This is a genomic window from Sporosarcina sp. Y1009, from assembly GCF_057669865.1.
The window spans coordinates 1-21,504 of record NZ_JBYHFO010000009.1; the positions used below are offsets into that span (position 1 = coordinate 1).

25 protein-coding genes and 1 riboswitch are annotated in these 21,504 nt (G+C 39.0%); of the genes, 5 read left to right on the forward strand and 20 right to left on the reverse strand.

Translation table 11 applies throughout. From position 1 onward, the window contains the following. Positions 1-223: 223 nt before the first annotated feature. Genes fliF through flgB form a run of 4 tightly spaced genes read right to left on the reverse strand, consistent with a single transcriptional unit; the run spans position 224 to position 3,064 of the window. Complete coding sequence (fliF, locus tag AC25Y1_RS12055; RefSeq protein WP_488148246.1) at positions 224-1,861, reverse strand: flagellar basal-body MS-ring/collar protein FliF; 1,638 nt, start codon at positions 1,859-1,861, stop codon at positions 224-226. Between the two features lie 24 nt (positions 1,862-1,885). Next, complete coding sequence (gene fliE, locus AC25Y1_RS12060) at positions 1,886-2,179, reverse strand: flagellar hook-basal body complex protein FliE (protein WP_488148247.1); 294 nt, start codon at positions 2,177-2,179, stop codon at positions 1,886-1,888. Positions 2,180-2,204: 25 nt separating this feature from the next. Then, entirely contained in the window at positions 2,205-2,660 is a 456-nt protein-coding gene (gene flgC, locus AC25Y1_RS12065) for a flagellar basal body rod protein FlgC (protein ID WP_488148248.1), read from the reverse strand. 5 nt (positions 2,661-2,665) lie between these two features. Next, entirely contained in the window at positions 2,666-3,064 is a 399-nt protein-coding gene (gene flgB / locus AC25Y1_RS12070; RefSeq protein WP_488148249.1) for a flagellar basal body rod protein FlgB, read from the reverse strand. An 82-nt stretch (positions 3,065-3,146) separates the two neighbouring features. Next, positions 3,147-3,221, reverse strand: a riboswitch (cyclic di-GMP riboswitch). A gap of 239 nt (positions 3,222-3,460) precedes the next feature. Here flgB and AC25Y1_RS12075 point away from each other — a divergent pair. The 3 genes from AC25Y1_RS12075 to AC25Y1_RS12085 all read left to right on the forward strand — a co-directional run bounded on the left by AC25Y1_RS12075 (position 3,461) and on the right by AC25Y1_RS12085 (position 6,668). Beyond that, entirely contained in the window at positions 3,461-4,303 is an 843-nt protein-coding gene (locus tag AC25Y1_RS12075) for a flagellar hook-basal body protein (protein ID WP_488148250.1), read from the forward strand. A 15-nt stretch (positions 4,304-4,318) separates the two neighbouring features. Continuing rightward, on the forward strand, positions 4,319-5,155 hold the full coding sequence (locus AC25Y1_RS12080) for a flagellar hook-basal body protein (RefSeq protein WP_488148251.1): 837 nt from the start codon (positions 4,319-4,321) through the stop codon (positions 5,153-5,155). A 766-nt stretch (positions 5,156-5,921) separates the two neighbouring features. Next, positions 5,922-6,668, forward strand: a complete 747-nt coding sequence (locus tag AC25Y1_RS12085) for a class I SAM-dependent methyltransferase (RefSeq protein ID WP_488148252.1) — start codon at positions 5,922-5,924, stop codon at positions 6,666-6,668. Positions 6,669-6,749: 81 nt separating this feature from the next. Here the strand turns inward: AC25Y1_RS12085 and flgL are convergent, their stop codons facing one another. The 11 genes from flgL to fliD all read right to left on the reverse strand — a co-directional run bounded on the left by flgL (position 6,750) and on the right by fliD (position 14,798). Then, positions 6,750-7,631 (reverse strand): flagellar hook-associated protein FlgL, encoded by an 882-nt coding sequence (gene flgL / locus AC25Y1_RS12090; protein WP_488148253.1) that lies wholly within the window; start codon positions 7,629-7,631, stop codon positions 6,750-6,752. Between the two features lie 23 nt (positions 7,632-7,654). Further along, the gene (gene flgK / locus AC25Y1_RS12095) at positions 7,655-8,920 is read right to left on the reverse strand and encodes a flagellar hook-associated protein FlgK (protein ID WP_488148254.1); all 1,266 of its coding nucleotides are present in this window, start codon (positions 8,918-8,920) and stop codon (positions 7,655-7,657) included. A 26-nt stretch (positions 8,921-8,946) separates the two neighbouring features. Continuing rightward, a complete protein-coding gene (locus AC25Y1_RS12100; protein WP_488148255.1) occupies positions 8,947-9,432 on the reverse strand; it encodes a flagellar protein FlgN in 486 nt (161 codons plus the stop codon). A gap of 13 nt (positions 9,433-9,445) precedes the next feature. After that, on the reverse strand, positions 9,446-9,712 hold the full coding sequence (flgM, locus tag AC25Y1_RS12105; RefSeq protein ID WP_488148256.1) for a flagellar biosynthesis anti-sigma factor FlgM: 267 nt from the start codon (positions 9,710-9,712) through the stop codon (positions 9,446-9,448). Positions 9,713-9,731: 19 nt separating this feature from the next. Further along, the gene (locus AC25Y1_RS12110; protein ID WP_488148257.1) at positions 9,732-10,112 is read right to left on the reverse strand and encodes a flagellar protein; all 381 of its coding nucleotides are present in this window, start codon (positions 10,110-10,112) and stop codon (positions 9,732-9,734) included. A gap of 112 nt (positions 10,113-10,224) precedes the next feature. Continuing rightward, positions 10,225-10,647, reverse strand: a complete 423-nt coding sequence (locus tag AC25Y1_RS12115) for a flagellar basal body-associated FliL family protein (protein WP_488148258.1) — start codon at positions 10,645-10,647, stop codon at positions 10,225-10,227. Between the two features lie 18 nt (positions 10,648-10,665). Beyond that, positions 10,666-11,406 (reverse strand): flagellar motor protein MotB, encoded by a 741-nt coding sequence (motB, locus tag AC25Y1_RS12120; protein WP_488148259.1) that lies wholly within the window; start codon positions 11,404-11,406, stop codon positions 10,666-10,668. Continuing rightward, the gene (gene motA / locus AC25Y1_RS12125) at positions 11,396-12,193 is read right to left on the reverse strand and encodes a flagellar motor stator protein MotA (protein WP_488148260.1); all 798 of its coding nucleotides are present in this window, start codon (positions 12,191-12,193) and stop codon (positions 11,396-11,398) included. Before motA ends, motB begins: the two co-directional genes overlap by 11 nt. A 19-nt stretch (positions 12,194-12,212) precedes the next feature. Then, positions 12,213-12,596: a flagellar export chaperone FliS gene (fliS, locus tag AC25Y1_RS12130; protein ID WP_488148261.1), complete on the reverse strand. Its 384-nt coding sequence runs from the start codon at positions 12,594-12,596 to the stop codon at positions 12,213-12,215. Positions 12,597-12,942: 346 nt separating this feature from the next. After that, positions 12,943-13,332, reverse strand: coding sequence for a flagellar protein FliT (gene fliT, locus AC25Y1_RS12135; protein ID WP_488148262.1), 390 nt, complete (start codon positions 13,330-13,332; stop codon positions 12,943-12,945). Further along, positions 13,332-14,798: a flagellar filament capping protein FliD gene (gene fliD / locus AC25Y1_RS12140; protein WP_488148263.1), complete on the reverse strand. Its 1,467-nt coding sequence runs from the start codon at positions 14,796-14,798 to the stop codon at positions 13,332-13,334. Before fliD ends, fliT begins: the two co-directional genes overlap by 1 nt. Positions 14,799-15,196: 398 nt before the next feature. Here fliD and AC25Y1_RS12145 point away from each other — a divergent pair, with 398 nt between their 5' ends. Together AC25Y1_RS12145 and AC25Y1_RS12150 are read left to right on the forward strand one after the other, a co-directional pair. Beyond that, a complete protein-coding gene (locus AC25Y1_RS12145) occupies positions 15,197-15,415 on the forward strand; it encodes a hypothetical protein (RefSeq protein ID WP_488148264.1) in 219 nt (72 codons plus the stop codon). 77 nt (positions 15,416-15,492) lie between these two features. Beyond that, the gene (locus tag AC25Y1_RS12150) at positions 15,493-15,657 is read left to right on the forward strand and encodes a hypothetical protein (RefSeq protein WP_488148265.1); all 165 of its coding nucleotides are present in this window, start codon (positions 15,493-15,495) and stop codon (positions 15,655-15,657) included. Between the two features lie 46 nt (positions 15,658-15,703). Here the strand turns inward: AC25Y1_RS12150 and AC25Y1_RS12155 are convergent, their stop codons facing one another. The 5 genes from AC25Y1_RS12155 to AC25Y1_RS12175 form a co-directional block, all read right to left on the reverse strand. Next, entirely contained in the window at positions 15,704-16,414 is a 711-nt protein-coding gene (locus AC25Y1_RS12155; RefSeq protein ID WP_488148266.1) for a glucosaminidase domain-containing protein, read from the reverse strand. A gap of 133 nt (positions 16,415-16,547) precedes the next feature. Beyond that, positions 16,548-17,561: a flagellin N-terminal helical domain-containing protein gene (locus AC25Y1_RS12160; RefSeq protein ID WP_488148267.1), complete on the reverse strand. Its 1,014-nt coding sequence runs from the start codon at positions 17,559-17,561 to the stop codon at positions 16,548-16,550. A 176-nt stretch (positions 17,562-17,737) separates the two neighbouring features. After that, positions 17,738-17,962 (reverse strand): carbon storage regulator CsrA, encoded by a 225-nt coding sequence (csrA, locus tag AC25Y1_RS12165; RefSeq protein WP_488148268.1) that lies wholly within the window; start codon positions 17,960-17,962, stop codon positions 17,738-17,740. Positions 17,963-17,965: 3 nt separating this feature from the next. Next, positions 17,966-18,412 carry a flagellar assembly protein FliW gene (fliW, locus tag AC25Y1_RS12170; protein WP_488148269.1) on the reverse strand — a complete coding sequence of 149 codons (447 nt, stop codon included), beginning with the start codon at positions 18,410-18,412 and terminating at the stop codon, positions 17,966-17,968. A gap of 19 nt (positions 18,413-18,431) precedes the next feature. After that, positions 18,432-21,491 carry a hybrid sensor histidine kinase/response regulator gene (locus AC25Y1_RS12175; protein WP_488148270.1) on the reverse strand — a complete coding sequence of 1,020 codons (3,060 nt, stop codon included), beginning with the start codon at positions 21,489-21,491 and terminating at the stop codon, positions 18,432-18,434. Between the last annotated feature and the right edge of the window lie 13 nt (positions 21,492-21,504).

The following is a 21,504-nucleotide window of genomic DNA, read 5'->3' on the forward strand; positions in this document are numbered from 1 at the left end:
GGAGGAGTTAATCATTAATTTTTCTTAAGTTGACGCGTATGGTCGCCGCCCTCCACTCCAATCAACTACTTTCATTAAACTAGGAAAGTAATTCAGCACCCTTCTGCTTTCCCGCGAGAATCGGATGGCTGGGCACTAAAATCAAAAATAGTAGACAGAAGATTTTTCTTTGTATTATTTCAGTGTTCTATCTGATTACATAAGGAATAATATTTTATGGTCCCTATTCTTCTGACATCCACGTTCGTAATAATTTTGCGAAATCTTCGGGTCTTTCTTTTGCAAGTTTTTCTATGGTTTTCCGTTTTGGGTTTGAACGGATATTGAAGTCAGATAGATCAATTTCCTCTTCCAAATCTTCAAGTCCCTGGATAGATGGTTGTTCAAACATGCCGTAACCGAGTTCTTCTTCTAGGTGATCACGCTTTCTTTTACGAACGATTAGAATGATGATTAGCGTGAAGATGGCTAAGGCAGCTGCTGCCGCGATGATTATCCAAGTACGGTTTGATAGATTCGCAATATTTAAAATCGTATCGCTTGGTTCTTCCCCTTCAATAACCGGTTTCCCTTGGAATTCGGTCGCGAATACGGAAATTCTGTTGTCTAGATCTGGCTCTGTTATTACAGTTCCATTCATACTTAATGACGTACTGATTGTGTTTTTCAATAATGTGCTTATATCATTTATATTTTGTGCTGTTAAACTGTCAAGATTGTCAGGTATAGGCGGCTCTACTCCAACGTTTATCGTAATATCATCTATGACATAGGGAGATAATTCAATTTGACGGTGTATCCGATTTACTTCACGATTTATCCGTTCTTCTGTTCTTTCAGATTCACTGTTTTGATTTCCACCTGCTCCTGGATAGTTCGCAATTTCGCCTTCTCCTGTGCCAGCAGATCCATCAATAGTGCTGCCTTCTCCTGAAAAAGATTCCATAATTCGTTCAACACTAATTTCAATTCCTTGGTTGTTTTCCAGATCCACTGGTTCGACTAATTGTTCTTCTCGTTTTTCTTTCGTAAAGTCAATGCTTGCCATGACGGATACCACAACTTTGTCTCGACCCAGAAGTAACCCTAGCATTTGTTGAAGTTCACGTTGAATATCTTGTTCGATGCCTTTTTTAATCTCTCGTTGTTGTTGGTAAACTGATAATGAGGTGTTCAGTTGATCTTCCTCATGCATCTCAAAAACTTGCCCGTTCTGGTCCATGATGACAATTTGGTCGACATCAAGATTTGGGATACTTTTACTAATTAGATGATACAATCCGTTGATTTGTTTTTGTTCTAATTGAAAAATCGGCTCACTTTCTACGATGACTGACGCAGTTGCCGCTTGTTCGTTATCTGTAAGCCAAATATTTTCTTTTGGAAGTGTGATCATGACATTCGCATCTGATACGCCGCTAATTTGCCTGATTAAATAGGCAAGTTCGTTTTGCATGGCGTCTCTTTCAACGACATCAAAATGACGATCAGTCATTCCTAATCCCATGTTTTCACTAAAGATACTGTAATTTACATTGCCGTTTTTCGGGATGCCTTCAGCCGCTAAATCGACCTTTAGGTTTGCAAGTTCCTCGTTCGGAACACTAAGTATTTTTCCATCTGTTGATATATGTACTGCAATCCCTTTTTCTTCAATAGCTGTTTTAATCTCTCCAGCCTCGGAGGGTGTTAAATTTGAATAGAGTGCTACAAAATTCGTTTTTGTGCTAAAAAATACGAACATGAAAATCACAAATATCGTTAGAAATAGCGCACTGATCAAAATCCATTTTGTTTTACTAGTCATTTTTGAACTAGATTCTGTTATTTTATTTTTATAATAAATTAGCTTTTCTTTCATTTATCCTTCATCCTAATTCCTGAATCATACTTGCATTCTCATTACTTCTTGATAGGCTTCTACCACTTTATTGCGAACTTGTAGCGTGAGTTGCAGAGAGAGACTTGCTTTTTGTGCAGCGATCATTACTTCATGGACATCTTTCACTTCACCTGTTATTAACTGGTTTGTCATTTGATCTGATTTGTGTTGTGCGTCATTTACCTTTTCTAATGATTGTTTAAATAAATCCCCAAAATTAACTACCTGATCTTGCTTTACTTTCGGAATCGTTTGAGCTTGTATAAAAGGCGTTTGAATCTGACTTATTTTATCCATTGGAACCTCCTATGTTTTCTAGCGGTTATTTACCTATTTCCAATGCTTTCATAAACATATTCTTCGATGCATTTAACGCAGTAACATTTGCTTCATATGAACGCGTTGCCGACATGAGATCGACCATTTCCTTTATTGGGTCTACATTTGGTAATTGAACGTAGCCAAGTTCGTTGGCATCAGGATGTTCTGGGTCGTAGGAGAGTGTAAAAGGTGTTTGGTCGTCTCTAATTCGCGTAACAGTAACGCCTGAAATTTTTGCTTCTTCTCTTTGCACGGCAGTTTGGAGTTGTTTCGCAAAAGGTGTATTTCCACTTTGCGTTAACTCCACTGACTTTCTGCGATACGGCATCCATTCACCGTCCACAAGCTGCGCTCGAGTTGTATTCGCATTTGCTATATTTGCCGATACAACGTCCATGCGCATCCGATTTGCGGTTAAGCCTGAAGCACTAATATTGAGTCCATTAAAAAGGCTCATTTTTGCTATCTCCCTTCATTAATAACTGTTCGTAGTGTATTGAACTTTCCATTCGCTCTTTCTGTTAATGCGTTAAACCACAATTGATTTTTAGCGAGTTCTGCCATTTCTAAATCCATATCAACATTATTGCCATTTGGCTTATAGACTGTGGACTGATTTACTTTAATCGTAGGATTCTCTGTTGCTTCATTGCTAAATGAGATATGTTTGGAATTTGTTTTGTAGCTGGAAATGGATTGATTGGAAAGGGCCTTATTAAGCGTGTCTTGGAAATGAACTTGTCTCGACTTATAATTCGGCGTATCGACGTTCGCAATATTTGCTGAGTGGACTCGCTGCTTTAATGTTGATGCTGATAAAGCTTGTTCTAATGACTGAAAAGATTGTGGAAAAATGTTCACCATTTGTCCCCCTAATAATTTTTCACATAAAAAAAACCAGCCTAAAGGAAAGGATGGATGACTTAAAAAAAGATGTCCATCTTTCGGTAACCCGGCTACCCTTTTTGGGCCCGTGGCTTTGCGTCCTTACCTTCCGATAAGTTTGCCATTATCGTGACGATAACATTTTTTATTTTTTATCAAGTTATATATTATTAAAAATATTACATTTCAATTACTTTTTTTCGACAAATTGTGACAGTAAAACCTAGTAATACTTTACCACAAGTAACACATTTTGCATATTAATTCTTTGTAAAGATTATAAAGCTCTGTTAACTTTGATATTTTGCCCTTCAAATGACCAAGAAAATGGTATACTGGTAAATATCGGTTTTTGAAAGGATGGGATCTACTATGTTTCGTGGTCTTTATACTGCCACTTCCGGAATGATGGCGAATAACAGAAACCAACAAGTTCTGACAAATAATTTATCAAATGCAAACACACCTGGATTTAAACAAGATCAAACTGTGTTGCGTTCATTTCCAGCTCAATTAATAAAAGCGATGGGAACTGGAAGTGCATTAAACAGTGGAATCCATAGAAATACGATTGGAACCTTACATACTGGTGTTTATGCACAGGAGGCAATTCCTTCTTTCATCCAAGGCGATTTAAAAGAAACCGGGAAAAGTACAGACATTTCAATTCTCGATGAGAATTTGCCTATTAATCCAGTCACACAACAAAAAGGGACTGTCTTATTTGCTGTTGAAGATCAGAATAATGAAGTTCGATATACGCGAAATGGTAATTTCACTGTGAATGAAGCTGGAGTTTTAACTACTGGTGAAGGCTATGCCGTGTTAAATCAAGATTTACAACCTATTGTCGTTAATTCTGCGATATTTACAGTTGAAGATAATGGTCAGGTAATTTTAGATGATAGTTCGACTGCAAATCGTTTATGGCTTGGCTATACTGAGACACCTGAACAATTGGTCATGGAAGGTCATGGACTGATGCGTTGGGAAGGGAACGAAGACGGAACGCCGCAATTTATAGATGATGTTGGTGTTTTGAATACGTTCAACCTTGTTAAACAGGGCTTTGTCGAGCAATCGAATGTTGACTTGACGCAGACGATGACACAAATGATGACTACATATCGTTCCTTCGAGTCGAATCAAAAAGTACTCCAAGCTTATGATCAGAGTATGGATAAAGCTGTTAATGAGATTGGTCGAATTTATTAAGGAGGTGGTCTGTCTATGAATATCCAAATGAATTCAGCGGCATCGTCCATGCGGGAATTACAGAAAAAGATTGATGTCATCGCCAATAATATATCCAATGTCAGTACCACTGGCTATAAGCGTCAAGAAGCCAGTTTTTCAGATGCGCTTACTCAGTCTTTTAATAGGCAGGCTGGGTTACAGCATGAAGTTGGTCGATTGACACCGAATGGTATTCGTGTTGGTTCGGGTACACAAATGACACAAACGAGTCTGCGGACTGAACAGGGTTCGGTTATGAAGACGGATCGTGCGTTGGATTTTATGATTCAAGGGGCTACTGGTTTTTTCAGGGTGGCTTCGGAAGGTAATTTCTTCTATACGAGAGATGGTTCTTTTCAAACTCAACCCGTGTTAAATTCAAATCAGGTTAATTTGGTGACGTCGTCAGGTGATTCGGTTCTTGATCTTAATGATAATCCAATTTCATTTGATGGGGATTATGATTCTATTCGGGTTAATGCGCAGGGGTTGCTAGAGGTTTCTTATGAAGATGCAAGGGCTTCTGTTCAGTTTCAGTTGAGTATTGCTGAGGTTGGGCGACCGGATTTGTTAGAAAAAGTTGGCGCTAATCGCTATCAATTGACGGGTACAGAGGCTGCGCAAATTGCGAGTGGTAATTTGCGGGTTGCCAATTTGTCGACTGAGAATAATGGCGCGATTCGTGTTCATCAGGGTTCACTGGAGATGTCTAATGTTGATTTAGCTACTGAAATGACTGAGCTTATTACTACGCAGCGGTTGTTTCAATCTCAGGGTAGAGCGATTTCGTTTGCTGATGATATGATGGGGTTAGTGAATATGATACGGTGATGGTTCGATCCGTAAGGAGTTATCGTGGAATTATAACAGCAAGTACTTGAGTAAATTCAAGTGCTTGTTTTTTGATCCTTTGATTTCCGTTGTGGGTGGATACTTTTCTAGCTTCTGGAGGGTTAAACTGTAGATTTCATTATTCAAGTGCTTGTATTTAGTTAAACCGTTGGTTTCCGTTCCGGGCGGACGCTTTCCTGTGGGGCGGGCGGACAAGTGCGGAAAGATACCGTTCAATCTTTCCCTCCTCCTCGTTCGCTTCGCTCCCTGCGGGGTCTCACCTGTCCCGCTAGTCCCACGGGAGTCGCCGCCCTGCACTCCAACCAACTCATTTCAATTTATATAGAAAGTTATTTAGTGATCACTTTCTTATTGGGCGATCCATAGGATTCGTTGTCCAGATTGGGAATCGGAGCGTATCGTCCCTTTTGACTGTCGTTGAAGTAGAAGAATTGATAAATCACCGAACTTCTAAGGTATCTTTGAAATAGACGAGACCTATTTCCCGGACACTTTACAGTTAGAATATATTATGTACTGATTGTTGGCGTACCTTTAAGAGTTATGCTGTGCTGAAAAGTGACGTAACTATGAATGACTTAATTATTCACGGTAGTTCAATACAAAATTCAGAAAACTATGATACAATTAGATTAATTAAATTTGATATTTAATAAGGTAAGTTTAAGGGGGACTCATTTGTGGGGATGTTAAACTTAGTGATTTTCCTGTAAAAATAACACTAATTTTACAGGAGGAATATTAAATGAATCGAATCGAAGCTCAGGCTTTCTATAAAAAGCAATTTGAAATGTTTAAAGAAGTATTAGATTTATCCACGCCGCATACAGAACTTGTTGATGAAATTATCGAACAAATTGGGAAACCATTTACAACAGTTTTGGAACTCGGTGCTGGAAATGGTTTGTTAGCTCGAAGTCTTTCAACATCTGATAAAAACATTACAACAGTTGAATTAGTACCTGAAATGGTTGAATTTGCGAAGCAATTTAATACAGCGAATGTTACTACACTCTGTGGCAGTTTTTATGATATTGATATAACCAATACTTTTGATACTGTATTATATATTGATGGGTTTGGAGTAGGCACAGATAAAGAACAATTAAGCCTGCTAAATAGAATTAATCATTGGCTCAATGATGAAGGAGTAGCACTAATCGATATTTATCACCCCAACTATTGGAAAAAAGTAAGTGGTAGAAAAATGATGCCATTTTCTAATTCGAATGTATCAAGAATCTATGGTTATAATGAATCCCTCAATAGAATGACAGATACTTGGTTGGAAAAGGATAATCCTAAGGTAAAATACACCCAGTCATTAGCTTGTTATAACCCCGATGAAGTTAATGAACTATGTAGTAGAGCTAATTTAAAAATAATTGCATATTATCCTGGTGGGGCAATGGATTATGAGCGTTGGCAATTTAACGAAGTGGTCGCATTATCAGATTGTCTTAGTTATCGAATTAAGGTTAAAAAAGCATGAGATTATAAAAAATTAGAACTTCCGATAACTGGAAGTTCTAATTTTTTTAGATAATATCAAAATTGAGCTTTACCATAGCCTTTATCTTAGGAAATCCAGTAGGCTTGGCTGGATTAGTTTTGCTGTGGATGCGAGGGTTGCTTGGTAAATGCTTTCTTCGCTTTTTAGTTTTGTGAGTGCAGTTGCATAATCGACGTCTTCGGTTTTGGATAGCATTAAGGTTAGTTCGATTGTGTTGTCTTTGATCCGGTTGTTAATGGCTTCGACGCGGTTTTGTCTTGCACCTACTTCAGCGGCTACTGTTAATAAGCGTTCGATTCCTTGATCGAGTTGCGCTAATGGCGCTGATTCGCCTGAACGAATACCCTCAACGAGATTATTCATCGTGCGAAACAGATTGCCCTCATCTTCTGCTGTGCCAAATAGTTTATCTGCTGTTACATTCACGGTAACGGATACACCGTCGCCAATTAAAACTGTTTTAGCACCAGTATCAAATAGGTTTTCTTCAAAGGAATCAGGGTTTGGGTATGGAGCTTCGTTTGTTTTGATTCCGTTAAACAAATAGTTTCCATTTACTCTGCTATTCGCGAATTGGCGTATTTGTTCGGTTAACTCTTCAATTTCTGATGCGATTACCATGCGGCCGTGATCGTCTTGGGTACCGGTATCTCCTTGAACAGTCAGTTCCCGAACCCGTTGCATGACGCTAACCATTGAATTGATGGTTTGGTCGGTTTCGTCTAGCCATAAAGTTGCGTCATTTGTGTTTCGTTCATATTGTTCGTTTGTAGCGAGCGCACTTTTTAGGTTCATGGCTTTACTCACGCCGAATGGATCATCGGATGGGCGTTGGTGTAATTTGCCCGAGGTTACTTGACTATTTGTTTTTTCTAATCGACTTAAGTTTTGCTGCATATTATGTATTGAATTTTGATATTGCATTTGTTGTGTAACTCTCATCCTATTTTACCTCCAATCCCAATTTATCGTGCGGCCATTCGATTAATGATGGTATCGAGCATTTGATCGACAGTCGAAATCATACGTGCTGCGGCATTATAGGAATGTTGATATTTCACCAAGTTCACCATTTCTTCATCCAAAGAAATGCCCGTCATCGATTGACGTCGATTTTCTGTCGCTTGCAGTGCCGATGCGTTATTCACAGTGAAATTCATAGCTGCTTGGCTCTCTGCACCCAGTTTACTAACGATTGAACGAAAATCACTTTTAACGTCTTCATAATTATTTTCATCGAATGAACTAAAAGGTGTGATTAACTCGATATTTTCGTCTAACGCTGGGTTAACTGTTAGTGAATTAATATCGTCACCTGCAAACAAGTTCACATTCGGATTTTCTTCTGTACCGACCATCTCACTTGCAGCGACGAAATCGGTGACGACTGTGTTAAAGTTTGCCTGGTAGATGCTAACGATTTCTTTAGATTGGATAAGTCCTGATAATTCACCGCCAAATATTTCGCTACCCTCTTCGGCAGTTGGTACATCAATCTGTGTCAAAGGCGTATTTGTCGCATCTGATTTGAGGCTAATCGTATACGTGCCGTTTGTTTGTTCTGTAACATTAATGGCCATGATTTTTGATAGCTCTTCTACGAGCACATCGCGCTTGTCTAAGAGATCATTTGCCTGTGTGCCAACGCGTTGAATGTTGTCGTTCAATTGTGCGATTTGTGCTAAATAGTCGTTTGCTTCACTTACTTTTTCTGTGATTTGAGCGTCTAAATTATCGTTTAAATAACTCATTGAACGGTTGATGGCCTGTGCTGTTTCAACAAATTCCTCGGCACGTTCTTTAATAACGACCTTTGCTGATTGACTATCCGAATCATTTGCCAAGTCTTGAAAGGCGCCCCATAATTGGTCCATTGCAGACTGGAGCCCCGTATCACTCGGCTCATTTATAATTGTCTCAAGTTGACCTAGCGCTTCTTTTTTCACTGACCATTCGCCAAGTGTGCTGCTTTGGTCTCGGAATTGTCGATCTAAGAAGTGGTCACGCACGCGTGTAATCGAGTCAATCGATACACCCGAACCTAGTTGTCCAGGATTGATCTGACCACTTGTCCACATGTCTAATGATGGCGTAGTAGTGGCATTCACTTGTTGGCGCGAATACCCTTTCGTATCTGCATTCGCCATATTATGACCTGTTGTGGCGATATTTGCTTGGCCGACCATTAGCCCGCGTTTTCCAAGTTCTAATCCGTGAAATGTCGAAACCATTATGCTTCCCTTCTTTCTACTTTTATTTATGCTTTACTATCAAAAAATCCGTGATTGATGGTTTGTGATTTTTGCTTATCTAATGGGGATTGATAATTGAAATGTTGTTGCTTCGATTTAACGACTTCATCAATCATATGATGAACGAAACCTAGCGAATCTTCTAGCAGTTTTTCATTCTCACGGTTTTTCGTTTGTAATTCCGTTAAAAGACCAGTTAATGTCTGTAGTTTTGTTTGTAAATTCTCTTTTAGCGGATCCTCTGGTAACTGATCTACATATTCATTAAAAGTAAGTGTTGGATGTTCTTCGAGAAGATGAGCAATCAGCCGAATGCGCTCCGTTTCGATTTGCTCGAGTTCTTTCACCATCTTCGTTTCTTCTGCTACTAGTTGATTTAAAGCGTCGACTTTTCGATCAATTAATGCCGTTCTTTTTTGTTCAGTAATTCGAAGTAGTTTCTTTTGACTGTTTATCAATTCATTTATCGTTGTGATGACTGTGTTAAGCACTTAACCGCTCCCCTTACTCGAACCAAAAACCAATGAGTTTGTCTGCAACTTTTTGATGATCCACCTTATATTCACCTGATTGAACTTGCGCTTTTAATGCATTGATTTTTTCTTGTCTTTCAACTTCTTGTATATTTTTCCCATACATTTCTTTTGCTGCGTTGGAAATTTGCAGTTCATCTTCTTTTTGGATGGGTCTTGTTTTTTCAGTTTTAGTTACTTGCATTTGTTTTTGATATGATTGAATAAAGGAAGAACCATTGACTTTATCGATATTCATTCCTTCACCACCCTGTTTCTTATTTTTTTACTCGCCAGTATTTCGACTCTTTTGAACGTGTGTACTTATGCTGTTTGAGTTCTTCTTCCAGACTTTTTTTCATTAATGTATGATCAAGATCTGAGGAAAATCGATCGAAACAGTCTATACATAAGAGTTGTTTTTTTATAAGTTTACGACAATGTGCACATGGATACCCAAGATTGGGATGATCTTCAGCATATATGCGCCCATCGCGAATGAATTCCGTAATTTGTTTCACTGAAACGCCGGTCTCTTTACTGACCTCTTCCAGCGTAACAAAGGTGTTCAGCTCGTTTTTTAAGTATTCGACGACAGATTTATATTCTTCTTCAACCTCTAATGAACAGGCTGGACAGTAATCCTTAAAATTCTTCAAATATATATTTCCGCATAATCGACAATTATCTAACTGATCTACATTCATGAGCTAAATATGTCCTCCTCATATATATCGGCATTTCCTGTATATTGTTTAGCGAAACTTTACTTTATTGTAATTTAAATTCTGTTACCAATACTCTTTCTACTTCACCTGCAACAACTGTGTCATTCAGCTTGTTTAGCAACTCTTTCTCAAGTGCAACAATGCCCTTTTCACCCGTTAACTGGTCTTTTGTAAAACCAGCTACAGTAGAAATAATTGCTGCTCGCACTTCAGGTTTACGCTTATCCAATTCTTCTTTTGCTTTACCATCACTTAACAACAGATTAAACTGGACAACTGCAAAATTACTTGACGCTAAATTCGTTGTAATGATATCTGTATCTATACTTAATTCTAACAAATCATCGATTGTTTTTTCTTTGTCTTTATTGGAACCGGGCAATTGTATATCGTAAAAAAAGATTGCGCCCATACCGACTGCAGCGATAATAATGGCGAAAAACAATGTGACGATTAACTTCCTCATGCGAACACCTCTATATAATTAGTCTGGCTTTGGAAATAGTGAAATTAACACCTCTACGCGACGATTTTCCGCTCTACCTTTTGCCGTGTTGTTTGTTGCGACTGGACGATATTCACTGTAGCCGGTTGCGCTAAAGTAATTCGGCTGTAATGCTTCGTTTTCAAGAAGCACTTTCATCAGATTAATCGCTCTTGCCGAACTTAGTTCCCAATTCGACGAAAACTCGGCAGGATTCGAAGGTACGTTATCTGTATGCCCTTCAATCAGAATTTCTCTTGGATATTCAGTGACGAGTAAGTTAGATATCTCGCGAACTGTTTGACGTGATGCTTCTGCAATACTAGCCCCACCAGGTGGAAATAAAATACCCTCGGTGATTTTCATCACTAAGCCTTTTTTTGTTAGTTCAGTCTGAAGTCTTGGGGATAATCCATTTTCTTCAATATAGGCTTCGATTTTCTCGCGAATTTCTCGTAATTGTTGTAAGTCTTCCTCTATTGTAAACTCTGGCTTAACTTCTTCGTTTTTGACTAAGTCGACTGGGACGACGGTTTCGACTGCGGCTTCATGGTCAAGTATATTTTTTCCACCTTGAAGCTCACTGTTAAATGAATCGGATATTTCTTTGAACTTCTGTGCGTTTATTTCACTGGCGGCAAATAATACAATAAAAAGAGCGAGTAAAAGCGTCAATATATCGGCATAAGGAATTAGCCAGGATTCATCAACATGGTCTTCCGACTTTTTTCTACGCTTCAACTTGAATCCCTTCCTTTTCGTCCGTCACCAGCACTCGATCTTTTAAAGATAAATGAGTGAGTAGCTTTTCTTCAACAACTCGTACTGGCAAGCCTTCTTGAATTGCCAATAGGCCTTCTAACATAATCAATTTCATGCTAATTTCTTGCTCTGATTTTCGTTTTAATTTGTTAGCAAATGGATGCCATAATACGTATCCTGTGAAAATCCCAAACAGCGTTGCGATGAATGCCGCAGAAATCGATTTACCTAATAAGGAAATATCATCTAAGTGGCCAAGTGCTGCAACGAGTCCGATGACCGCACCCAGTACTCCTAAGGTTGGTGCATATGTACCTGCTTGTGTGAAGATTTTAGCGCCGACTTCATGACGCTCTTCCATTGCAGCGATTTCATCTTCTAACATTTCTTGAATGGATTCAGCTGATTGTCCATCAACGACCATTTTCAATCCGCGTTGTAAGAATGGGTCTTCTACTTCTTCAGATGGTTCTTCCAAAGCAAGTAGGCCATCTTTTCTCGCTACGGTTGCCCATTCAGTAAACATGGGTATTAATTCTTTTACAGGAATGAGTTTTAAGTCACTAAAAATCACTTTAAATAGGCTAGGTATTTTCTTTACTTCATTCATCGGGAAGGCGATTAAGATGGAAGCAGCTGTCCCCGCGAAAATAATTAGTAATGCAGCTGGATTATATAAAGCGATTGGATCTGAACCTTTTAAAATCAAGCCGCCGACTAATACGACAAAACCGATTATAATGCCTATAAATGATGTTTTATCCACATCCGTACCCTCATTTCAGTTACTCGTTATTTTCTTTGACTAGCTTTATCGCTTGTTTCCACGTATTCTTCAACTCTAATATATGGTCTTCTGCTTCTTCAAGAATAGCAATATCATTTTTCATATTCGCTTCAACGAGGAGATTATAGATATATTCGTATAACTGGCCCATATTGTTTGCCACTTCAATGTCTCGGTTCAATGTGATTTGAAGTTCTTGGATAATGGCTTGTGCCTTTAATAAATTCGTGTTTTTTTCCTCGAACTGTTTTTCTTCTATGGCTCGTTTGGCTATCTTCATGAATTTCAAGCAACCATTGTAAAGCATTAGCGTCAACTCCTGCCCGGATGCTGTCATGACGGAGTTTTGTTGATATGTTTGATAAGGATTGGTCATTACCATTTTTAAATCCCCCTCGTTTATTAATGAAATTAAGTTATTGTAAGTCAGTATTTGCTGCTATGATTTAGCGCTCCAAGGAAAGAGTAATTTTCTCTTTCGTGGGCACTAAAAAGTCCAATAAAATTAGTTTGGCTGTGAAAACTGTTGATTTCCGTTCCAGGCGGACGCGTTCCACGGGGCGGGCGGTGAGCCGCTAATCCCGCTGGAGTCGCCGCCTTGCACTCCAATCAACGAGATTTCTTAAAATGAAGAAAGGCAACCCACGGGAGTCTTCGACTGCGCACTAAATAAGTGAGTAGTAGCAATAACAGATATTTCTTTATAGTTTTTTCAGTAACCCCGTTTTTTATTTCCGCTTATCTATAAAAGACCCTTCTGTCCTTGTATTCTGATAAGCGTCGAAATATTTTTTGGACACTTGTTTATTTTGATTGATTCGGTTCATCTTTGCTAGAAATGACTGATGAAGCCCGTTTAATAATGGTTGTAGTTTTTGTTCGTGGTCTTGTAATTCCGCAATTTTTTCACGATCGGTTGGTGCCCATTGGAAATTTGGTTGTCGCATATGGGTATCCAGTCGTTCGATCACTTCTTGCCGTTTTTCGAATAAACTTTGTACTGCTTCCAATTTCTCAGGTTCGTTTTCTTCCATATTCGGATGAACAGTTAGTGCTTGATTGTAGATTTCTTCCGTTATGTCGAGAAGTGTATGGAGTTCTTTTTCATAACCGCTCATTACATGCCACCGAACATACTTTGTTGCATCCACATACTTTGTGAATTCATTTGACTTAGCGCTTTTTCCATTGCGGTAAACTGTTTCCAATAACGGTCTTCTAACCGTTTCATGCGGTCTTCCCATCTGCTAATATCATCGTTCATCTGTCGGATTTTTTTAGAAATCGTGCTATTATCTACCGAACTGCTTGGACTTCCTGCTTGGTCACTGAGACTTTTGACGATGTCGTTCAGCTCTTTATAAACACGGTCACCAACTCCAAGGCCAGTGCCATCTGCGGCTTTGTTGGTGAATAATTGCATGACTTCGTCGGGTTTATTGTTTAGGGCTTCTGTTAATTTCGTTTCATCGATGAAAAGCTTTCCGCCTTCTGTGTATGTGCCCGTGTTGATGCCGATTTGGGCCAACAAGCTGACATTTCCCGCTGCGATTCCTTCAACTGGATCCATGAATGCACGCCTTAGATCGATCATTGCTTTTTTCAGTGTTGGGTCATTTCGCAGCAATCCACTTCGCGCTTTTTCTTCCCATAATTCAATTTCGGTTTCTGTCATGTCTTTCTTTTGCGCATCAGATAGCGGTTGGAAATCGGGATAGCGCTTTTCAATTAATTGCTTTTCGATGTCAGCAATCGTTTCGTTGTATTTTTCTACGAAGTCTTTAATCATGGCTAATGGTTTTTCCGGATTAGCTTGAACAGTGACCGTCGTTTCACCCACTTGTGTCAAATCCAAAATTAGGCCGTTGACTGATGTTCTGTTAGTCTTTAGTCCATCGATTTCAATGCCGTCAAATATTACCTTGCCATTTGTGGCGTTATCGGTTGTTATGCTCTTTTCGGCTCCATTGTTGATGACTTGTCTGGCAAGGGCTTCATTATCACCGAACTCCAATGTGAAGTTTTGGTCTGAACCCATGCCTTTTGTGGAAATGAAAAAACGGGAAGTGGTGTCGTCGAAACTGACTCTAAGTTCGGGTACGTGTTTTGCTGTTGAATCTTGGAGTTCTTTTGCTACTTCTGCGTAGGTCATACCTTCTGTTATTGTTACCTCTTTGCCATTGATCGTTATTGTTCCAGCGGCTCCGATTTGGTCGGTTGATTTTGCTGCTACACCTGGTTCTTTTTCAATGGCATTTTGAGAATGCATTTTTGCTGCACTCGCAATACTAGTTACTTCCACTTTGTATGTACCACTCACTGCATTTGCAGTTGTTGATACGTTTACGCTACTGGAATCTGATGATGTTGCGCTATAGGCGTTAAATGAAGATTGTAGTCGTAAGTTACTTGCACTCGTTCGTAAATTAGATAACGCCAAGTTGGTATCCCGAAAGGCTTCTTGTTGCCATTCTGCGAATGCCTTTTTCTGCATTAATTTATCTAAAGGCATTTTCTGTACTTTCATCAGTTCTTTTATGATTGAATCCGTGTCCATACCGGATGCTAAACCACCAACACGCATTTAGTTCACTCCGTTCGTTTTTGTTGTTTATAGTTGCTCGTCCACCATGAGGTCCATCATTTCGGTTATTGTGGTGTACATGTCTAGGATTTTTTATGACTTCATTGGTTTCTGAGTCGATGATTTAGATGTAGTACTCGTTTAGCGGTTTTGCGCTATAACTTATCTATCGGCATAATTTGGGGATTATTTAGGAGTTTTTCAATTAAACTTGGTTTTTCTTTAGGCGTGTTATATTTGTAGCGGATATGAGGCATTAACAAAGGATATTGTTATAGAATGTTCACAAAGGATATCTCTATAAATACGCTTCGGCGCTTGTGGATGCCTCCCGCGATAAGCCAGGCTACCACTGTAAGGCGCCTTCGCTGGTTATCTATTGAAAGATGGTGATCTTGTTGAAAATAGTTCAAGGTGTAAATATTAACGTGATGCAATTCATAGGTCCGTTAATCGTGTTAGTAGTTACAATGGTTGCAGTTGGTTTTGTTTATAAACTATTCTTTAATTGGTTACCTAGAAAAATGTTTGAACTACTATTTGGACCAGTATTGTTATTCGGTGCATATCTATGGGCTTTCCCAATGAATCTTGGATTTCACGATTTTTTCAAATAACCTTTCACACTAACCATGGATTTTTGCATCTACTTGATTACCTATTTTGAAGTTAGAAATTGAAGTAAGTGTAGCTCATGAAATACGCTTCGGCGCTTGTGGATGCCTCCCGCGATAAGCCAGGCAGAAGAACACTGCCCGCCTTATCGCTCCGTCTACCACTGGAAGGCGCCTTCGCTGGTTCAGTGGGAAAGATATTTTTCTTCTCAATACTATTCAATGAATTCCTAGAAATAGAATAAGACATGAGAGTAAATTCATCTCATGTCTTTTCAGATTGTTATGTTCTTATGTAAGTTTATTTAGCTGGTTGCTGACGCCTGTTGTCCAGTGGTTGTTTAATCCTGTTGGATCATTTGCTGCTCCGACTGGGGCGTATTTTGCTCCTATTTCAGCTATTGTTGTTTTTCCTTGGTTTAGGTAGTTTTGTCTTAGGTTACGCGCCATGTCGAAGATGCTTTCTTCGACGGAATCATAACTTCTTAGGCCATTTCTGCCCATCATGCCCGCTATATTATTTTTCTCATTCGCTGCTTTTGATGAGCCGTTGCCCGTTTCATGGATTGCGATGGCGGATAGGAAGTTAGGATCGATGTCGTATTTCTTTCCGGCATTGATGAAATGGGTTGCTGTGCCGTTTAATTTACCAGCTAGGGTGTTTTCTAATTTTATGAATTGTACTGGTTTAAAGTTCAGGTCTGTAGTGCTTATTGGATTTATAGACACTTCTTCGCCGATAGCTTGTTGGATGTTGAATGGAAACGGCGTATTTACCAGCTGTGAAAAGCTCTGGTTTTCTTGAACGAAATTTGTTGATGGTTGATTTGTATTTAAACCTTGTAGCATTGATTGTAATAGCATTGAAAATAAAGAGTTTACATCTTGTGTAGGGTTGAATGAATGATTGGTGGCTTCTGCCTTGTTCACCTGTGGCATTGCTTTGGCCATTGAAGCCATCGTTGTGTAATAAAACCAATTCGAAGAGATCGGACTCGTCACTTTTGTTACACATCCTTAGTTGAAATGTTATGGGTTAAGTTTACAGGAGATTTTAGAAAATGAATAGAGGACTTTTGACAGAGTAAAAAATAAAGGAACTCTAGCAGTGCTAGAGCCCCTTCTCGTTTTAAAATTAACGTAATAGTTGTAGAACAGCTTGTGGCTGTTGGTTAGCTTGAGCCAACATTGCTTGTGCTGCTTGTGAAAGAATTGAGTTTTTCGTTTGCTCCATCATTTCTTTCGCCATGTCAACGTCACGGATACGTGATTCTGCTGCTGTTAGGTTTTCAGCGGATGTTCCTAGGTTATTGATTGTATGTTCCAAACGATTTTGGTTTGCACCAAGTTTTGAACGTTCTGAAGATACACTTTCAATTGCATTATTGATTGTTGTAATTGCAGCATCAGCTGAAGATCGAGATGAAACATCAATTCCCCCTACGCCTTTTACCCCTACATCAAAAGCTTCATCTGCCATGACAATCAATTCTGCACCATTATAATATCCAGCAACTGTTGCATCGTTAGTAGTAGGATCACCATCAGGGTCAGGGTTAGCAGCTGCCCATGTCGCAGTTGCAGCAGTTCCTGCAGCATCTGTGTAATCTATCTCGCCAGCAGTAGTAACTTCATAATTAGTTCCTACTTTAAGTGCCTCTGAACGCATATCACTTACTGATAATGAAAGGTTTTGACCAGAGTTTGCACCTATCTGGAAAGTAGCTTTGAAGTTTCCATCTAATAATGTCTTAGTGTTAAATTCAGTGTCATTTCCAATTCTTGTGAGTTCTGATGCAAGTTCAGTTACTTCTTTTTGGAGTTCTGCACGGTCTGTATCTGTGTTTGTGTCGTTGGCAGATTGAACAGCTAGTTCACGCATACGTTGAAGAATGTCATGTGTTTCATTTAAAGCACCCTCAGCGGTTTGCATCAAAGAAATTGCATCTTGCGCGTTACTTGAAGCTTGTTCTAATCCGCGAATTTGTCCGCGCATTTTTTCAGAGATTGAAAGTCCAGCTGCATCATCCGAAGCTTTGTTGATACGAAGACCTGAAGATAGTTTCTCCATGCTGTTCATTTGTGCGTTGTTTGCCGCGCCAAGTTGGCGGTGTGTGTTGAGTGCTGCAATGTTGTGATTGATAATCATTGTGTATTACCTCCGTGTAATGTTTTTTGTTTTTGCAAGGGTCCAAATCCGTTTGAACTTACTTACATTATCTATATCGGAAGGTTTCTTGGAATGTTTAGTGTTTTTTTATAAATTATTTTATTTCTTTTTATTGGCAATGTAAAAGACCTGCAAAGATCGCAGGTCTTTCCTTGTTATTTATTGGTGAAATTTAATAAGTCGCTTACGTTAATGGTGTTTGACGCGGCTTGTTTGTTTTCTTCTTGGATTTCCAAGTAGATTTCTTTTCGGTGGATGGTGATTTGTTTTGGGGCTTCGATTCCCAGTTTTACCGTTTCACCTTCGATTGCTGTGATGGTGATTTCGATGTTGTCGTCGATGATGATGGATTCGCCTTTTTTTCTTCCGAGTACTAGCATCGCTTACACCTGCCCTGTAACTGTTTGGAATAATGGTTGTTTGATTTCGTAGCTTTTATCGTCCAAGACGATTTGCATGCCGAGCTGTTTTTTATTGTTAATGATGAGTGGTGCTTTCAGGTTTGTGGTGGCGCTGTTTATTTCCCCCGGGACTGTGACGGTTGTTAGGACGATGGCGTCGGCTGGGTCTTCGAGTTCAAGTCGCTCCACCATTTGGTCTGCTAGTTTGACGTCGTAGTCTTTGAAAAAAGTGAATGGGTCGACTAAGAATAGGCTGACTTCTTCTGCTTCGATTGATTGCAGGAAGAAGAATGGTGTATCCTCGCTTGCATCTGCTGGCACTAATACATAGTTTTTATCATCTTCGAATCCTGGAATGCCTTTGTTGAATGTGATGATGCTTTTGTCAGCTACTTCGATTTCACCAAAACGAGTGGTTTGTATTTTCATGTGTCGCTCCTTTTGTTTGCTACGGTACAATAAAACTAACTGTCGTACCAATGCCTGGTGTGCTTTCAACGATTAATCCTTTTCCGTATAATTGTTGCAAGCGTTTTTCTGTATTTACTATGCCAATACCTTTTCCATGAGTTTTGTTGGTTGTGAAAATTTGTTTTGTTTTCTCCGTATCCATTCCGATACCGTCATCGATTACAGCAAATTCAGTGTGATCATCTTTTTCCCGAATTCGAATTGTTACAGTGCCGCCAGAACTACGTTTTAAGACGCCGTGATTGACAGCATTTTCCACTAAAGTTTGGAGAGATAATGGTGGAATTTTTATATCTTCCACTTGATCGATATCCCAGTTCACTTTTAAACGATTCCCAAAACGCTCTTGTTCGATGTACAAATACGATTCGATCAACTCAAGCTCATATTTAATGGAAACGACCTGTTCTATGTTTCTCATATCAAAACTACCCCGCAAATACTGTGAGAAATGTTCCAGAAGACGCGTCATTCTTGTTAAGTCTATCTCACTCAAAGCAACGATAGAATTAAGTGTATTAAATAAAAAATGTGGACGAATTTGCGCTTGAAGCCATGCTGACTCCATCACTAATCGCTCATTAATCGACGCTTTTAAATTGGTTAAAGCATATACTCGAACATTTAACTCTAGCGCATCCACTGGTTTTGTGACGTAGTCATTTGCACCTGCTAAAAATCCAGTATAAATATCTTCTGGGCGACTTCTCGCAGTTAGCAAGAGAATTGGTAGTTCAGATATGGAAAACTTTTCTCGGATAAATCGAGTCAATTCATAGCCAGACATTGTCGGCATCATGACATCCGAAATAATTAAGTCCCATTCCTTCAATTCAAGTTGCTGTAAGGCTTCTTTCCCACTAGTCACAACTGATACCTCATATTCCTCTTCAGAAAGAATATTTGTTAACACTTTCAAGTTTACTGAATCGTCGTCGACTGCTAACACCTTGGGTCTGTATGATGATATTGGCCTGTTTTTCGTAAATGTACCTCTTGCCATAGCTATAAGATTTTCTTTGATGGGTAATTTACTGGTGTCAGTATTGGACGTTGTGATTGCGATTTGTTCTTCGACAATGTCGCCTGCTAATGGCAAAGTAAATGTGAATACCGAACCTTCACCTAAGATAGAACTTGCTTTCAATTTCCCTCCGTGCATTTCTACTAGTTGGCTACTTATGGCTAAGCCAAGACCTAGGCCGCCGCCAATCGCAGTTATACTTGAATCTGCTTGTTCATAAGGTCCGAAGATCTTACCTAACGTTTGATCATTCATGCCTATGCCGTTATCTATCACTCGAATTTGGGCCATTCCATGTTCAACGAAAGCATCGATGGCGACTGTCCCTTCATCTGTATATTTCACCGCATTATGTAGTAAATTAAACAGGATTTGAATGAGTCGGTTTTTATCGGCGATTATACTCGGGAAGTCATTTGGGATTTTGACTTCCATTTTGATATTTTTATTTTCAATCAAAACTTTGAGCATATCGACAATGCCAACAGAGAGCGTTTGTATATCTAGACGCTTCTTTTGCAAATGGATTCTATGTTCTTTCAAGCGCGTAACATCGAGTAAATCACCTAACGTTTGTGACATATGATGCCCAATTGTTAAAAGAAGTTCTAGGTCATTTACAGTTTTCTTATCCAAGGATTCTGGCCTGTTACGTAAAATCGAATTTGCGATATTCAGAATGCCGTGCAACGGATTCCGAAGTTCATGGGATGTATTTGCCAAAAAGTCATCTTTTTGCTTAATTTCTTTTTGAAGTTGTACAGCAAGTTTTTCATTTGATGTATTTAGTGCTAATAATTGCTGATTTTGCATTTCTTTTTTCTGAACTGTTTCGGCAAAGTTTTTGCTCATCAAGATGACATTGATCATGACGTAGATACCAACCGCCGGTAACATCAATGTCCATGAATGATACCAATTATTCCCGATTGCGAAATCATTAAAAAACGCTATAAATACGAGTCCCATCCCAATTAGATTGACTTTCGCATTGTGATTTTGATTACGAATACTTTTATAAATCACATAGATTAAATAGAAAAAGGTTGGGATTGCTAACGTAAATACATTGAAAAATAAAGGTTGAAAAAATACAGGTTGTGTAAATAAAGTAGTAATGATGAGTGCTGAATGTATAATCACTAGCGCGTACATGACTTTCTTGGAAAACTCTTTTTCATGCCATTTCCACAATAATATAACAAAAAACATTGAAGTCGCTTCTGTCAGTATATATTCTAATCTAGTGCCCCAGAGCCAAGGCATATCAACAAATGTAAGCGTATAGTAAAAGGGTAGTGCAAATAAAGCACGAATAGATATAAGCATGGCAAACATGCCGAATATGAAAAACACATGCTCCTGTCTGCGATACCAAGCAAATAAAATCATGAATAACCCAATGATAAATATTGAACCGTTCATGAATAGAGTGCCGATTATACTCGTATTAAACTTATTCGCTACAACCGAAGCTTCCCCTAAATAAATCTCATTCTCAAAGCCCCCGCGGATATGGTCAAAGCTAGATATCTGCATCGTGAGTAATATTTCATCTGACTGTGCAATAAAATAACCTGTTTCAGGAGACATTTCAGCAATATGTGAAGCTGAATCATTCCCCACTACACCGTTACTGGCAATTGCTGTTTGATCAACAAAAAAATTATAGGCGCTGTATTGAAAAGGTATATGAATTGCTAAAGTTTCTCCCACATATTCTTCAGGAATTTGAATCGTGGTGCTATATGTCCCAAATGAATTGACTTCTCCTGTTTGTGTTTCAAATGAGCTGGGAATTGAAACCTCTCTACTCCTTCCTTTTCTTAATTCTTCTTTTACTTCATTGGGCGTTAACATCTCTTTTTCGAAGAAATTCCATTCACCATTTAGGTCTGTATAAAACTCCTTCGAGTCCAAATTATCTGTTGCTGAGATACCAGGGGCTACAAATGTCATGATGATTAATATTGCTATAAAGGCAAACAAATATTTTTTATACGTCCGCCTCATATGACCCACCCCT